Here is a 14,912-nt window from a genome sequence, read left to right on the forward strand (position 1 = left end):
CCAGTCGGGCAGCCCTCCAATTCTCCAGTTCGGATGACCCAGTCGATATGTTTGCGCCTTTGTTGAAAAAACTCTTTGGAAGCAAGAACGAGCGCGAAGTGAAGCGCATGGTCAAGCAGGTCCAGGCCATCAACGCACTCGAGCCCCAGATGGTTCCGCTTTCCGATGAGCAACTGAAGGCCAAGACCGAAGAATTCAAGGCGCGCCTGGCCAAGGGCGAGACCCTCGACCAGATCCTCCCCGAAGCCTTCGCCGTCGCCCGTGAGGCCGGCAAGCGCGTGATGGGCATGCGCCACTTCGACGTCCAGTTGATCGGCGGCATGACCCTGCACGAAGGCAAGATCGCCGAGATGCGTACCGGTGAAGGTAAAACCCTCGTGGGTACCCTGGCCGTCTACCTGAACGCACTGGCCGGCAAAGGCGTGCACGTGGTTACCGTGAACGACTACCTGGCCCGCCGCGACGCCAACTGGATGCGTCCGCTGTATGAATTCCTCGGCCTGACCGTCGGCATCGTCAGCCCGTTCCAGCCGCCCGAAGAGAAGCGCGCAGCCTACGCCTCGGACATCACCTACGGCACCAACAACGAATTCGGCTTCGACTACCTGCGCGACAACATGGCGTTCAGCCTGGAAGACAAGTTCCAGCGCGAGCTGAATTTCGCCGTGGTCGACGAAGTGGACTCCATCCTCATCGACGAAGCGCGGACTCCGCTGATCATCTCCGGCCAGGCCGAAGACAGCTCCGAGCTGTACATCAAGATCAACAAGCTGATCCCGCGCCTGAAGCGCCACATCGAGGAAGTCGAAGGCCAGGTGACCCAGCAGGGCCACTACAGCATCGACGAGAAGACCCGCCAGGTCGAACTCAACGAGCAGGGCCATGCCTTCGTCGAGGACCTGCTGACCCAGAACGGGCTGCTGGCCGAGGGCGAGAGCCTCTACTCGGCGCACAACCTCAGCCTGCTGACCCACGTCTATGCCGCGCTGCGCGCCCACACCCTGTTCCACCGCAACGTGGAATACATCGTCCAGGGCGACCAGGTCCTGCTGATCGATGAGCACACCGGTCGTACCATGCCGGGCCGCCGCCTCTCCGAAGGCCTGCACCAGGCTATCGAAGCGAAGGAAAACCTGCCGATCCAGGCCGAGAGCCAGACCCTGGCTTCGACCACCTTCCAGAACTACTTCCGCCTCTACGAAAAGCTGGCCGGCATGACCGGCACCGCCGACACCGAGGCCTTCGAATTCCGCCAGACCTACGGCCTGGACGTGGTGGTGATCCCGACCCACCGTCCGATCGCCCGTAAGGACTTCAACGACCTGGTCTACCTGACCCAGGACGAGAAGTACGCCGCCATCATCACCGACGTGCAGCAGTGCCAGGCGCTGGGCCGTCCGATCCTGGTGGGTACCGCCTCGGTCGAGACTTCCGAGTACGTTTCGCAGCTGCTGCAGAACGCCGGCATCGAGCACAAGGTACTGAACGCCAAGTACCACGAGAAGGAAGCCGAGATCATCGCCCAGGCCGGTCGTCCGGGCTCGGTCACCATCGCCACCAACATGGCCGGCCGTGGTACCGACATCCTGCTGGGCGGCAACTGGGAAGTGGAAGTCGCCGCGCTGGAGACCCCCACCGACGAGCAGGTCGCGCAGATCAAGGGCGACTGGCAGAAGCGCCACCAGCAGGTCATCGAAGCCGGCGGCCTGCATGTGATCGCCTCCGAGCGCCACGAATCCCGCCGTATCGACAACCAGCTGCGCGGTCGTGCCGGCCGTCAGGGCGACCCGGGCTCCAGCCGCTTCTACCTGTCGCTGGAAGACCACCTGATGCGCATCTTCGCCTCCGACCGGGTGAAGAACTTCATGAAGGCCCTCGGCATGCAGCCGGGCGAAGCGATCGAGCACCGCATGGTGACCAACGCCATCGAAAAGGCCCAGCGCAAGGTCGAAGGTCGCAACTTCGATATCCGTAAGCAACTGCTGGAGTTCGACGACGTCGCCAACGAGCAGCGCAAGGTGATCTACCACATGCGCAACACCTTGCTCGCGGCCGACAACATCGGCGAGACCATCGTCGAGTTCCGCGAAGAGACCCTGAACAACACTGTCAGCGAACACATCCCGCCGCAGTCGCTGCCCGAACAGTGGGACGTCGCCGGCCTGGAAGCTGCCCTGTACAGCGACTTCGGCCTCAAGCTGCCGATCCAGCAGTGGCTGGACGACGACGAGAAGCTCTACGAAGAGACCCTGCGCGAGAAGATCCTCACCGAGCTGGTGGCGGCCTACAACGAGAAGGAAGACCTCGCCGGCGCCGAAGCCCTGCGTACCTTCGAGAAGCAGATGCTGCTGCGCGTGCTGGACGACCTGTGGAAGGACCACCTGTCCACCATGGATCACCTGCGTCACGGCATCCACCTGCGTGGCTACGCGCAGAAGAACCCGAAGCAGGAATACAAGCGCGAGTCCTTCAACCTGTTCCAGGAACTGCTGAACTCCATCAAGCGCGACACCATCCGCGTGCTGTCCTTCGTCCAGGTTCGCCGCGAAGACCCGGCCGAAGAAGAAGCCCGCCTGCGCCGCGAAGCCGAGGAAATGGCCAAGCGCATGCAGTTCCAGCATGCCGCCGCACCGTCGATGGATCAGGTGACCGGCGAGCCGGAGGATGAGGGCGAAGTACCGGCTGACAACGTGGTGCCGATGGAACCCATCCGCAACGAGCCGAAGATCGGCCGCAACGAGCCGTGCCCCTGCGGTTCGGGCAAGAAGTACAAGCACTGCCACGGTCAGGTGGAATAACCTCTCCCGACCCTGATACCGACGCCGCGACCGGCCCTGCCGCTCGCGGCGTTTTTCTCATCTGAATCACTGATTCGTTTCACTGACTAGATAGGAGCGCACCACATGGCTGTTGGTCTCGGCCCCATGTCCACCCTGCACCCGGTCCCCGGTTTCGAACTCGGCATCGCGTCCGCCGGCATCAAGCGTCCCGGCCGCAAGGACATCGTGGTGATGCGTTGTGCCGAAGGCTCCAGCGTGGCAGGTGTATTCACCACCAACGCCTTCTGCGCGGCGCCAGTGATCCTGGCGCGCAAGCGTTTCCTCGGACCGGTGCGCTACCTGCTGACCAACACCGGCAACGCCAACGCCGGCACCGGCGAAGCGGGCCTGGCCAATGCCAGCCGTACCTGCGCCAAGCTGGCCGAGCTGGCCGGTGTGCCGGAAAGCGCCGTGCTGCCGTACTCCACCGGCGTGATCGGTGAGCCGCTGCCGGTCGAGAAGATCGAAGCCGCGCTGCCCGCCGCGCTGGCCAACCTGTCTGTGAATAACTGGGCCGACGCTGCCGCCGGCATCATGACCACCGACACCCTGCCCAAGGGGGCCAGCCGCCAGTTCCAGCATGACGGCGTGACCATCACCGTCACCGGTATCAGCAAGGGCGCCGGCATGATCAAGCCGAACATGGCCACCATGCTCGGTTACATCGCCACCGACGCCAAGGTCGCCCAGGGCGTGCTGCAGGACCTGCTGCGCGACGCGGCGAACAAGTCCTTCAACCGCATCACCATCGACGGCGACACCTCCACCAACGACTGCTGCATGCTGGTCGCCACCGGCCAAGCCGCACTGCCGGAAATCACCGCCGCCAGCGGCGCGCTGTTCGCCGCGCTGAAGCAGGCCGTGCTGGACGTCTCCATGGAGCTGGCCCAGGCCATCGTCCGTGACGGCGAAGGCGCCACCAAGTTCGTCACCGTACAGGTCAACGGCGGCGCGACTCACCAGGAGTGCCTGGACGTCGGCTACGCCGTCTCCCACTCGCCGCTGATCAAGACCGCGCTGTTCGCCTCCGACCCGAACTGGGGCCGCATCCTCGCCGCCGTCGGCCGCGCCGGTGTACCGGAGCTGGATGTGAGCCTGATCGACGTGTTCCTGGATGACGTGGCCATCGCCAGCCGTGGCTGCCGTGCCACCAGCTACACCGAGGACCAGGGCGCCAAGGTCATGGCCCAGGAAGAGATCACCATCCGCATCGACCTCGGCCGCGGCACCTGCAGCGAGACAATCTGGACCACCGACCTGTCCCATGAGTACGTGAAGATCAACGCGGAATACCGCACCTGATCGCGCCGTAAGGTCCAGTGCCGGCCCCGTGCCGGTGCTTCGCTTCACTCGGATTCCCGATTTTCATCGAAGGATGAAAATCGGGAATTTGTTTTCATGGCTTCCGCGCTCTAAGGTCTTCTGACTGACCCTCAAGAGCACCGCGTCCATGTCCCTTTCCCTGGTTATCGGCAGCAAGAATTACTCCTCCTGGTCCCTGCGTGGCTGGCTGGCCATGGCGCTCACCGGCGTTGACTTCGAGGAGATCCTGATTCCCCTGGGCGGCCAGGACACCGCGCGACGCATTCGCGAGCACTCGCCCAGCGGCAAGGTGCCGGCACTCAAGTGTGAGCACGGGGTAATCTGGGACTCCCTGGCGATAGCCGAATACCTCGCCGAGCGTTTCCCCGAAGCCCATCTCTGGCCACGAGGCGAAGCCGCCCGCGCCCTGGCGCGCTCGGTTTGTGCCGAGATGCACAGCGGATTCATGGCGCTGCGCTCGCACATGCCGATGGATATCCAGCGCAACCAGCCGCTGGCGGAGGTTCCGGAGGCGGTGGAGGCGGACATCGCCCGCGTCGTCGAACTCTGGAGCCTGTGTCGCAAGCAGTTCGGCCAGGACGGCCCCTTCCTCTTCGGCCACGCCAGCATCGCCGATGCCTTCTATGCCCCGGTGGCCACGCGCCTGCGCAGCTACTGCGTGATGCTGCCCATCGAGGCGCAGAACTACGTCGACGCGATCTACGCCTGGCCGGCGTTCCGTCCCTGGCTGGAAGCGGCGATGGTCGAACGCGCCTGAACCAGGCCGCCAATGACGGTAGAATGCCCGCAGTACCCATTTACGATCTGCTGCGCGTCGAAATAGCTGCGTTGAAATCGGTTTCGGGATGCTCATTTACTGCCTGTAAACTGCGCTCCCTCAACCAATTTCGCCTTGCTCTTTTCTAGCTCGCGAGATCGTAAACAGGCCCTGTGCGCGGGCCCTGCCTGAATCGGATTGAGGAGTAGCACTGTGAAACGAGTACATGTCGCCGCCGCCGTGATTCGCGGACTCGATGGCCGGGTGCTGATCGCCCGCCGTCCGGACGACAAGCACCAGGGCGGTCTCTGGGAGTTTCCCGGTGGCAAGGTGGAAGAGGGCGAAGCGGTGCAGGTCGCCTTGGCCCGCGAGCTGAAGGAAGAACTGGGTATCGAGGTCGAGCGGGCGCGTCCGCTGATCCGCGTCCAGCACGACTACAGTGACAAGCATGTGCTGCTGGATGTCTGGGAGGTTTCCGCGTTCTCCGGCGCGCCCCATGGCGCCGAAGGCCAGCCGCTGGCCTGGGTCGCCCCGCGTGACTTGCCGGATTACGAGTTCCCGGCCGCCAACGAGCCCATCCTGCATGCCGCACGCCTGCCCGATCGCTACCTGATCACCCCGGATGGCCTGGAAATTCCGCAGCTGGTGCAGGGCGTGCGCGCCGCCGTTGCCAGCGGTATCCGCCTGATCCAGCTGCGCGCGCCGAACATGTACAGCCCCGAGTACCGCGACCTGGCGGTGGATATCCAGGGCCTCTGCGCCGGCAAGGCGCAACTGATGCTCAAGGGCCCGCTGGAGTGGTTGGGCGATTTCCCGGCGGCCGGCTGGCACCTGACCTCCGAACAGTTGCGCAAATACGCACCCAACGGCCGTCCGTTCCCCCGCGAGCGCCTGCTGGCGGCCTCCTGCCACAGCGCCGAGGAACTGGAGCTGGCGACCCGCATGGGCGTGGACTTCGTCACCCTGTCGCCGGTGCAGCCGACCGAGAGCCATCCGGGTGAGCCTGCGCTGGGCTGGGAGGCGGCCGCCGAACTGATCCAGGGCTTCAATCAACCTGTGTTCCTGCTCGGTGGCGTCGGTCCGCAGGACGTCGAGCGCGCCTGGGAGACCGGGGCACAGGGCGTGGCGGGCATCCGCGCGTTCTGGCCGAAAGCCGAGGGCTGATCCGGCGTCGTGTACTCCCTGTAGGAGCGGGCCATGCCCACGATTTGAGCGCATGGTGTGCTCCTACAGGTTGGCTTCGTCATTTCCCTTCATGTAGGAGCGGACCTTGTCCGCGAAGTCCCGCCGCCACTTTGGTGCTAAAGGATGACAGCCATTGGGTTGGGCGGGCGCGATGCAGGAAGGATTGCCTGACGGCGTGAATTCCTCCGCGATGGATTTCGCGGACAAGGTCCGCTCCTACAACAACCGCCTGTGCCTGAGTTTCCCTATAGAAGCGGCCCGGTACGTCGATCAGGCCGGCTTTTCCGCGGCCTGCCAGAGAATCTCTTCCACACCCTGACGCCGTGCGATGAAGCGCGCGGCGACGAACAGCAGGTCGGACAGACGATTCAGGTAACGCAGCCCGGCACCTTCCAGCGGCTCCTCGGCATTGAGCTGCTGGCAGCGCCGCTCGGCGTTGCGCGCCTGGGCGCGGCACAGGTGGGCCAGGGCCACCAGACGCGAGCCGCCGGGCAGGATGAAGTTCTTCAGCGGCCCGAGTTCTTCGTTCCAGCGATCGATGACCTGCTCCAGGCGTTCCACTTCGGCATCGTTCAGCGCGCGGTATTCCGGCATCGCCAGTTCGCCACCGAGGTCGAACAGACGGTGCTGGATCGGTACCAGCACGCTGATCACCTCTTCCAGCGCACTGCTGCGCGCCTCGTTCAGCCCCGCCAGTAGCAGGCCAAGATGGCTGTTCAGTTCGTCCACCGCGCCCATGGCCTCCACCCGGGGGTGGTGCTTGGGTACCCGGCGACCATCGGCCAGGCCGGTTTCGCCGTTGTCGCCGGTGCGGGTATAGATCTTCGATAGCCGGTTGCCCATGACTCAGTGCTCCTTATCGCCGCCATCCAGCCGGGGCGCGGGGGAAGTGACTTCGGCGCCCAGGGGCAGCCGCAGGGTGAAGCAGGTGCCCTGGCCCAGTTCGGACTGCACCTCCATCTGCCCCTTGTGGTTGTTGGTGATGATGAAGTACGACACCGACAGGCCCAGCCCAGTGCCTTGTCCGACTTCCTTGGTGGTGAAGAACGGTTCGAAGATGCGCTTGCGCACTTTTTCCGGCATGCCGCAGCCGTTGTCCTCCACCTGGATTTCCGCCCACGGCGGGTTAAGACGGGTGCGCAGGATGATGCGGCCGAGTTCGCCTTCCTCTTCGTCGTCGCGCTGGTGGATGGCCTGGGCGGCGTTCTTCAGCAGGTTGAGCAGGACCTGCTCCACCTCGTTGGCGATCACCGGCACCGGCCCCAGGCGCGCATCGAACTCGTGGACGATCTGCAGCGACTTGAAGTCGAAGCCGCCGGTGAGGTCGAAGTCGTTCCCGGCGATCTCCACGGCCTGCTCCAGCAGCGCCGGCAGTTCGCAGGCGGTCATCTGGCGGTGGCTGCGGCGGCTGAAGGAGAGCATGTGGCTGACGATCTTCGCGGCACGCGAGCCTGCGTACTGGATGCCGTCCATCAGCTTGGGAATCTCCCGCGCTTCCAGGTAGTGATTGAGATCTTCCAGGTGCACGCCGACTTCGCCCGCGACCTCCAGGTTCTTCGGCAGCTCCGGCGACAGGCGCCGGCGGATGTTCTGCACGTTGTGCAGGATGGCCCCCAGCGGGTTGTTGATCTCGTGGGCCATGCCGGCGGCCAGGCCGCCGACGGAGAGCATCTTCTCCGACTGCACCATGAGTTCTTCCATGCCCAGGCGGTCGGTGATGTCGTCGATGCGGATCACCGCGCCGCGGCCGGTGCCGCCCATCAGCGGGTAGAAGGTCAGCGCGTAGTGACGCGGGGCGTCGGTGAGGGCCCAGGTCACCCGCTCGACGCGCTCCACCTTGTGCTGCTCGGCGGCGCGGGTGAGTTGCGGCAGGAAGTGCTTGAGCGAGGGGAAGGCGAGGAATACCGGCTGGTTCACCGCGTCGTCCAGGCTGGTGCCGGAAAGCCGGCTGGCCTCCTGGTTCCACTGGGTGACGTAGAGCTGTTCGTCCACCGCGATCAACGCCGAGGGCATCGAGTCGATGATGCTGTTGAGGTAGTGCTGGAAGCCGGTGAGTTTCTTCTCGATCTTGCTGCGGACCTGGACTTCCAGCTCCAGCTTGCGGTTCGAGCGGCGGGTTTCCTCGGCCAGCGATTGCGCCTGTTCCACCGCTTCCTGGGCGTCGTCGCGGGCGCGCTTGAGCTGCTGCTCGCGGGCTTCGATGCGGGTCAGCATGGTGTTGAAGGCGTCGGCCAGGCGACCGATCTCGTCGGCGTTGCCGCGTTCGGCGCGCAGGGCGTAGTTCTCTTCGCGGGTGACCTGCCGGGACAACTCTTCCAGGCTGCGGATCGGCCGGGTGATCAGGCGGCGGATCTGCTGGGCGATGAGCAGCCAGAGCAGCACGGAGACGGCAAGGATCACCAGGCTGGCGGTGAGGGTGCCGGTGTAGAAGGCGCCGGGCAGCTCGCTGCTGGCGACCAGCAGCAGGTAGCCGCTGTTGCGGCCGGGCTGGGGCAGTTCGAACAGGGCGTTGAGGCGGTATTCGTGCTCCCGCCAGCGCTCCAGGTGGTCCAGTCGCTCGGGCAGCGCCATCGGGCCATCGCTGGGGGATTGCGCGATGCGCTGGCCATTGCTGTCATAGAGAGCGGCTGCGCGCAGCGGCTGATAGTCGTCCAGCTGCTGGAGCAGAACCTGGGCCTGGGTCGGGGACGCCAGCGCCGGCTGGCTCAGCGCGGGGTTGGCGATCAGCCTGCCGATGGTCTGCAGGGCCTGAGGCGCCACGCTGTCCTGGGAGATCCAGTAGGCCGCGCTGATGAAGGCCAGGTTGGCCACCAGCATCACGGTGGCCAGCAGAACCAGCAGGGCGGCGAGAATCTTCTGGCCGACGGGCAGGTCTTCCAGGCGCTTGCGCAGGTTCAGGGGTGAAGGCATGGGCGGAACCGCAGGGAAACAGGGAAGGCGGGCAGGGTAGCCCGCGATCAGGTGTCGGGCAATCCGCGAGCGCGCAGATACCCGCGCAGCCGCTCGTGCAGCGCCCGCAGCAGCGGCAGGCCCAGTCGCAGGCGGTCGCCCTCGCGGCAGGCGTGGCCGAGCAGGTAGGCGATTTCACTGCGCCGACCGTTGGCGACGTCCTGGTACATGGAGGAGAAGTTCGCGGCGGTGGCGGCGATCACGCGCTCGACGTCGCCCTGCAGTTCCCGGGCGGCGGTTTCGAAGCCACTGGCGTGCAGCAGCTGTCCCAGCTCGTCGCAGAGGCCGGCCACTTCCGCCGGATGGCCTGCCAGCTCGCCGTTGCGGCACTGGTGCAGGACGGTGAGCGGGTTGATGGCGCAGTTCAGCGCCAGCTTGCGCCACAGGCGCTCGAGGATGTCCCCGCTCCATTGCGCGGGAATCTGCGCGCTACGCAGCTCCGTCAGCCACTCCGGCTCGGGGCCTCCAAGTTCGTCGCCCAGCCAGGTCTGCCCTTGGCCAGCGAACACCACGCGGAAATCGGCCGCGCGGAACGCACCCTCGGTGCTTGAGGCGTACAAGCAACGGGCGCGGGGCAGGTGGGCGGCGACCGCCTGCTGGCTGCCCAGGCCGTTCTGCAACAGGATCAGCTCAGCGCCCGGGGCCAGCCGCGCCGCAATGCTGGCGGCAGCCGGTTCGGCGTCGTAGGCCTTGCAGGCGAGCAGCAGGCGCTGGATCGGCCCGCCCTGGGCGGCGGTTTCCGCCGGAATCGGATAGAGGCTTTCCCGCCCGTCTTCCACCAGGGTGACGCCACCCAGAGCTCGATAGGCGTTGAGGCGTTGGCGGTCGCGCAGCAGCAGGCGCACCGGCAGGCCGGCGCGGGAAAGGCGAGCGGCCCACAGGCAGCCGAGACTGCCGGCGCCGAGGATGTACCAGGTCATGGGGAGAACTTCGCGAACGTCGAGGGCTTAGCCTGAAGTCTAGCGCAGCCCGGTCAGTCGACTGGCGTTGATTCGTCCGCTGGCGTAGGCGTCGGGCAGCAGCGTACGGGCCTGCTGCATCAGTTCCTCGGCGTCCAGCGGCAGCGCCTTGGCGTCCAGGCCGACCAGGCCGATGCCGGCCTTGAGGGTGATGAAGCCTTCGCTGGTCTTGAATGCCTTGAGGTTGAGACCGTCGTGCAGGCGACGGAAGCTGCTCGGCGAGCACTCCTGCAGGTCTTCGAGCAGGGTGATCAGGGCGAAGTGCTGGTCGTCCACGCGCGTCAGGACGTCGAGCGGGCGCACCAGCTGTTGCAGACGCCGGGCGACGCCATGCAGCAGTTCGCTGTGGAACGACGGGCCGTGCTGCTGACCCAGGGCAGCCAGCTCCGGAATGCCGATTAGCATGTAGCACACCGCGCCGCCGCGCGACTCCACCTGGCGGATGCTGTCGGCCAGCTTCTGCTTGAGGTAGCGCAGATTGCCGAGGCCGGTGGCGCTGTCCACCAGGTTGCGTTCTTCCAGGCTGGTGATGTTCTCGGTGAGCAGGCGTTTTTCCATCAGCAGGCGCAGCAGGGTGTTGCTCAGACGGTCGGCGGCCAGTACGCGGGGTACCAGCTGTTCGTTCATCGCCGATTTGCTGACGAAATCGTCCACGCCACGGTCGAAGGCTTCAGCCAGGGCGTTGTCGCCTTCCTTGCCGGTGAGCAGGATGATGTAGGTGTAGTGGTCGCCGCTCTCGTCGAGCTGGCGCACCCGGGCGGTGAGTTCCAGGCCGTCCATCTCGGGCATCAGCCAGTCGGCGAGGAGGATGCTGACCGGTTCCTTCTCCAGCAGTTGCAGGGCTTCGCTGGCGCTGCTGGCGAAGCGCACATTCTGGTAGCCGGCCTGGCTCAGCGCGCGGCCGATCATGGCGCTGGAGAACTTGGCATCGTCGACCACCAGGATGCTGAGATGGTTGGTTGGCATGGAAAGGAATGTCTCGCAATCGGGTGGGAAATGCCGAGTCTCGACGTCAGAGGTCGGGTGCGGTCTTGTCTGTCAGTTATAATGACCGCGCATTTTTATCGTCAAGCCAGGTGCGATCACGTCTGTGAACCGGGTCGCGCCGTCCATCTGGAGAGATGTCATGCCTTCGTTCGACGTGGTGTCCGAACTGGACAAACACGAACTGACCAACGCCCTGGATAACGCCGCCAAGGAACTGGACCGCCGTTTCGACCTGAAGGGCAAATGCAGTTTCGAGTCCAAGGACAAGTCCATCACCCTGACCGCCGAGGCGGAGTTCATGCTCGAGCAGATGCTCGACATCCTTCGCGCCAGCCTGATCAAGCGCAAGATCGACAGCCAGTGCATGGAGATCAAGGACGCTTTCCCGTCCGGCAAGGTGGTCAAGCAGGAAGTGAACTTCCGCGAGGGCATCGACAAGGACCTGGCGAAGAAGATCGTTGCCCTGATCAAGGACAAGAAGCTCAAGGTCCAGGCCGCCATCCAGGGCGAGCAGGTGCGGGTCACCGGCAAGAAGCGCGACGACCTGCAGGAAGCCATTGCGCTGCTGCGTGGCGAGTCGCTGGGCATGCCGCTGCAGTTCAACAACTTCCGCGACTGACGCGAAGGGAACCTGACACGGATTGTGCCGTCTCAGGTTACGGCGCAATACCGGTTCAAGCCGCCATGGCCCAGGCCATGGCGGTTTCGTTTCCGGTAGTCGGAAATCGGCCGGCGTATTGCCGGCCAGCTGAAAAAGGGGAATGAATCCATGGATATCAATTACGACGGGATGATGAAGGCAGCAGAGGCCTGGTTGCCGGTGGTGCTCGCCTACAGCGGGCAGATCGTCCTGGCGCTGCTCACGCTGCTGATCGGCTGGTGGCTGATCAACACCCTCACCACCCGGGTCGGCGGCCTGCTCGCCACCCAACACGTCGACCGCACGCTGCGCGGCTTCGTCGGCAGCCTGGTGAACATCATCCTGAAGGTACTGCTGCTGGTCAGCGTGGCGTCGATGATCGGCATCCAGACCACCAGCTTCGTCGCCGCCATCGGTGCCGCCGGCCTGGCCATCGGCCTGGCGTTGCAAGGCAGCCTGTCGAACTTCGCCGGCGGGGTGCTGATCCTGCTGTTCCGCCCGTTCAAGGTGGGCGACACCATCGAGGCGCAGGGGGTGTCCGGCACCGTCGACACCATCCTGATCTTCCACACCGTGCTGCGCACCGGTGACAACAAGCGGGTGATCGTGCCCAACGGCGCGCTGTCCAACGGCACCATCACCAACTACTCCGCCGAACCGCAGCGCAAGGTGGTGTTCGACATCACCGTGGACTACCAGGCGGACCTCAAGCGCGCCCAGGCCGTGCTTCTGGAGCTGGCCAAGGACTCGCGCGTGCTGCGCGATCCGGCGCCGGTGGCGGTGGTGAGCAACCTGGGCGAGAGCGCCATCACCCTGTCCCTGCGCGTGTGGGTGAAGAACGCCGACTACTGGGACGTGATGTTCCTGTTCAACGAGAGTGCTCGCGATGCGCTGGGCAAGCAGGGCATCGGCATTCCGTTCCAGCAGCGTCTGGTGAAGGTGGTGAAGGGCGAGGCGGTCGAGGTCGACTGAGGCGTTCAGCGCCCCACGAAAAAGGCCGGCATTCGCCGGCCTTTTTCATTGTGCTCAGTGACGCTCCGCGCTGGGCTGCGCCCGGGGCTCGGGCGGCTCGTCCGGCGCGCCGTTGGTCATGTCGCCGCGATTGCGCAGCCAGAGCCAGCCGATCAGAAGCAGGGTCGGAACGCCGAGCAGGGCGGTGAAGAAGAAGAACCGCTCGTAACCCATGCCTTCGACCATGGTTCCGGAGTAACCGCCGATGAAGCGCGGCAGCAGCAGCATGGTGGAGCTGAGCATGGCGTACTGGGTGGCGGAGAACTTCAGGTTGGTCAGGCTCGACAGGTAGGCGACGAAGGCCGAGGTGGCCAGGCCGCCGCTGAAGTTGTCGAGCATGATGGTCACCACCAGCATGGTGACGTGTGGTTCCAGCACCTTGAGCAGGGCGAACACGTTCTGGCCCATCAGCTGCGGATCGTCGATGGCACCCATCTGCGCCAGCATGGCGAACAGCAGGTTGGTGGCCGCCGAGGCTGCGCCGCCGACGAACAGGATCGGCAGGATGCTGAAGCGGGCGATCAGCACGCCACCGGCCGCCGCGCCGACCAGCGTCATGATCACGCCGAACAGCTTGCTGACGGTGGCGATGGTGTCCTTGGTGAAGCCCATGTCGATGTAGAACACGCTGGCCATGGTGCCCATGACGGTGTCCGACATCCGGTAGGTGGAAATCAGGCCGAGCAGCAGCAGCGCCTGCCAGCGGTAGCGGCGGACGAACTCGGTGATCGGCGTGAGCACCGGCGCCATCAGCAGGCGCCCCGGCGCGGAAATGCAGCTCAGGGCGATCAACAGGTACAGCGTGGCCAGCCACCACTTGCCGGTGCTGGCCATGGTGTAGAACGCCGTACCGGTCACCAGCAGGATGATCAGCACCATCACCGACACCGCCTGGTGGACGAAGTCGAACTGCGGCAGGCCCTTGCCATGCACGGCGAGCAACAGCGGACGGCGCACCTTCGACAGCAGCTCGCGCACCGGGCGGATCTGCCGCCGCCCGTGCGGGGTCATGCAGATGCCGATGAAGATGGCGTAGAGCGCGGCGCGTGGCCAGGCCTGGTTGGTCAGTGCGGTGAGCATCGCCGGCACGGAGATCAGCAGCACCAGCAGTTGCAGCACCGAGAGCACCTGGTGGTTGAAGGCGAACGCCGAGCTGCCGGCCTGCGGCTGCACGTTCACCTGCGGCTCTTTCATCAGCAGGGTGGTGATCAGGCCGGGGAGGATGGCCAGCGCGCACACCGCGTAGGTCAGTGCCCAGGCCGACTGGCTGTAATGCAGGACGCTGGAACCCGCCCACTCGGCGAGGAACAGCACGCCCGCGGTGGCGAACAGCACGGCGACCCGGTAGCCGGTCATGTAGCAGGCGGCCAGCGCCGCCTGGCGGGTGTTCTCGGCGATCTCCAGGCGATAGGCGTCGATGGCGATGTCCTGGGTGGCGGAACCGAATGCCACCACCATGGCCAGGCAGATCAGCCAGTTCAGGTGCGCTTGTGGATTGCACAGGGCCATGCCGAGCAGGCCCAGGGCGATCAGCCCCTGGCAGAACACCAGCCAGGAGCGGCGGCGACCGAGTCGGCCGATGACGGGCAGGCGCCACTGGTCGAGCATCGGCGACCACACCCATTTGAAGGCGTAGACCAGCCCGATCCAGCTGGCGAAGCCGATGGTTTCCCGAGCGACACCCGCCTCACGCAACCACACCGAGAGGGTGGAGAGCACCAGCATGTACGGCAGGCCGGCGGCGAATCCCAGCAGCAAAAGCGCGAGGCTGGCGGGAGACTTGTAGGCAATCCATGCCTCTCGCCAGGAATGCTCTTTCATGGGGGTTGTATTCCAGCAGATCGAAAATTACGCGAACTCTACTAGGACTGCTCGCTGCTAGGCCAGCCGTGCCGACGTATGTCCACCCTATCGTTATGGATTCTGACACCCTCCGCACGCAATCGTGCGCGCTGCTCGTTTCCCGACGGACTGCCTTGCGGAAGGCTGATGCGTCCGCCGGCGGCGATCACCCGGTGCCAGGGCAGGCGGGTATCGGCCGGCAACTGTCCGAGAATGCGTCCGACCAGACGGGCCGCGCGCCCAAGTCCTGCCAGGCGGGCCAGTTCGCCGTAGCTGACGACGCAGCCCTCGGGCACCTGGGCGAGCACCAGGAAAATCGCTTCGCGGCGCACCTGCAGGCTTTCCAGCCCGAGGTCGGCGGGCGGCGCGGGGGAGTCGGTCTTGCGTCTGGGCATGGCGTGATCACGTTTCGCGGCTTACCGGGCAGCATATCGGGATGT

The 14,912-nt window shown here is 65.3% G+C and carries 12 protein-coding genes; 6 read left to right on the forward strand and 6 right to left on the reverse strand.

The window, feature by feature from the left end; translation table 11 throughout:
- Nucleotides 1-47 precede the first annotated feature (47 nt).
- The 4 genes from secA (at nt 48) to ACNFBT_RS19185 (ending at nt 6,063) form a co-directional block, all read left to right on the forward strand.
- Nucleotides 48-2,798, forward strand: a complete 2,751-nt coding sequence (gene secA, locus ACNFBT_RS19170) for a preprotein translocase subunit SecA (protein ID WP_416752000.1) — start codon at nt 48-50, stop codon at nt 2,796-2,798.
- Between the two features lie 105 nt (nt 2,799-2,903).
- Nucleotides 2,904-4,121 (forward strand): bifunctional glutamate N-acetyltransferase/amino-acid acetyltransferase ArgJ, encoded by a 1,218-nt coding sequence (gene argJ / locus ACNFBT_RS19175; protein ID WP_416752002.1) that lies wholly within the window; start codon nt 2,904-2,906, stop codon nt 4,119-4,121.
- A gap of 148 nt (nt 4,122-4,269) precedes the next feature.
- Entirely contained in the window at nt 4,270-4,899 is a 630-nt protein-coding gene (locus ACNFBT_RS19180; RefSeq protein ID WP_416752004.1) for a glutathione S-transferase family protein, read from the forward strand.
- Nucleotides 4,900-5,112: 213 nt separating this feature from the next.
- Nucleotides 5,113-6,063 carry a Nudix family hydrolase gene (locus tag ACNFBT_RS19185; protein ID WP_416752006.1) on the forward strand — a complete coding sequence of 317 codons (951 nt, stop codon included), beginning with the start codon at nt 5,113-5,115 and terminating at the stop codon, nt 6,061-6,063.
- 291 nt (nt 6,064-6,354) lie between these two features.
- On the opposite strand, the gene ACNFBT_RS19190 is transcribed toward ACNFBT_RS19185, so the two are convergent.
- The 4 genes from ACNFBT_RS19190 to ACNFBT_RS19205 are packed head-to-tail and all read right to left on the reverse strand — an operon-like array spanning nt 6,355 to nt 10,958.
- The gene (locus ACNFBT_RS19190; RefSeq protein ID WP_416752008.1) at nt 6,355-6,927 is read right to left on the reverse strand and encodes a cob(I)yrinic acid a,c-diamide adenosyltransferase; all 573 of its coding nucleotides are present in this window, start codon (nt 6,925-6,927) and stop codon (nt 6,355-6,357) included.
- Nucleotides 6,928-6,930: 3 nt separating this feature from the next.
- Entirely contained in the window at nt 6,931-8,982 is a 2,052-nt protein-coding gene (locus ACNFBT_RS19195; protein ID WP_416752199.1) for an ATP-binding protein, read from the reverse strand.
- A 59-nt stretch (nt 8,983-9,041) separates the two neighbouring features.
- Nucleotides 9,042-9,953 (reverse strand): putative 2-dehydropantoate 2-reductase, encoded by a 912-nt coding sequence (locus ACNFBT_RS19200; RefSeq protein WP_416752010.1) that lies wholly within the window; start codon nt 9,951-9,953, stop codon nt 9,042-9,044.
- A gap of 39 nt (nt 9,954-9,992) precedes the next feature.
- Nucleotides 9,993-10,958, reverse strand: a complete 966-nt coding sequence (locus ACNFBT_RS19205; RefSeq protein WP_416752012.1) for a response regulator — start codon at nt 10,956-10,958, stop codon at nt 9,993-9,995.
- A 160-nt stretch (nt 10,959-11,118) separates the two neighbouring features.
- Between ACNFBT_RS19205 and ACNFBT_RS19210 the strand changes: the two genes are divergently transcribed.
- On the forward strand, nt 11,119-11,598 hold the full coding sequence (locus ACNFBT_RS19210; protein ID WP_416752014.1) for a YajQ family cyclic di-GMP-binding protein: 480 nt from the start codon (nt 11,119-11,121) through the stop codon (nt 11,596-11,598).
- A gap of 150 nt (nt 11,599-11,748) precedes the next feature.
- On the forward strand, nt 11,749-12,591 hold the full coding sequence (locus ACNFBT_RS19215; RefSeq protein WP_416752015.1) for a mechanosensitive ion channel family protein: 843 nt from the start codon (nt 11,749-11,751) through the stop codon (nt 12,589-12,591).
- A gap of 54 nt (nt 12,592-12,645) precedes the next feature.
- Here the strand turns inward: ACNFBT_RS19215 and ACNFBT_RS19220 are convergent, their stop codons facing one another.
- Nucleotides 12,646-14,451: an AmpG family muropeptide MFS transporter gene (locus tag ACNFBT_RS19220; protein ID WP_416752017.1), complete on the reverse strand. Its 1,806-nt coding sequence runs from the start codon at nt 14,449-14,451 to the stop codon at nt 12,646-12,648.
- A gap of 41 nt (nt 14,452-14,492) precedes the next feature.
- Complete coding sequence (locus tag ACNFBT_RS19225; protein ID WP_416752019.1) at nt 14,493-14,867, reverse strand: MGMT family protein; 375 nt, start codon at nt 14,865-14,867, stop codon at nt 14,493-14,495.
- Nucleotides 14,868-14,912: the final 45 nt, after the last annotated feature.

The sequence above is a fragment of the Pseudomonas sp. NY15181 genome, assembly GCF_048068055.1.
GTDB lineage: Bacteria > Pseudomonadota > Gammaproteobacteria > Pseudomonadales > Pseudomonadaceae > Pseudomonas.

Coding starts and splice junctions, on each gene's coding strand:
- secA (WP_416752000.1), top strand. CDS start 48: ATGTTTGCGCCTTTGTTGAAAAAACTCTTTGGAAGCAAGAACGAGCGC.
- ACNFBT_RS19180 (WP_416752004.1), top strand. CDS start 4,270: ATGTCCCTTTCCCTGGTTATCGGCAGCAAGAATTACTCCTCCTGGTCC.
- ACNFBT_RS19220 (WP_416752017.1), bottom strand. CDS start 14,451: ATGAAAGAGCATTCCTGGCGAGAGGCATGGATTGCCTACAAGTCTCCC.
- ACNFBT_RS19190 (WP_416752008.1), bottom strand. CDS start 6,927: ATGGGCAACCGGCTATCGAAGATCTATACCCGCACCGGCGACAACGGC.
- ACNFBT_RS19205 (WP_416752012.1), bottom strand. CDS start 10,958: ATGCCAACCAACCATCTCAGCATCCTGGTGGTCGACGATGCCAAGTTC.
- argJ (WP_416752002.1), top strand. CDS start 2,904: ATGGCTGTTGGTCTCGGCCCCATGTCCACCCTGCACCCGGTCCCCGGT.
- ACNFBT_RS19210 (WP_416752014.1), top strand. CDS start 11,119: ATGCCTTCGTTCGACGTGGTGTCCGAACTGGACAAACACGAACTGACC.
- ACNFBT_RS19200 (WP_416752010.1), bottom strand. CDS start 9,953: ATGACCTGGTACATCCTCGGCGCCGGCAGTCTCGGCTGCCTGTGGGCC.
- ACNFBT_RS19225 (WP_416752019.1), bottom strand. CDS start 14,867: ATGCCCAGACGCAAGACCGACTCCCCCGCGCCGCCCGCCGACCTCGGG.
- ACNFBT_RS19215 (WP_416752015.1), top strand. CDS start 11,749: ATGGATATCAATTACGACGGGATGATGAAGGCAGCAGAGGCCTGGTTG.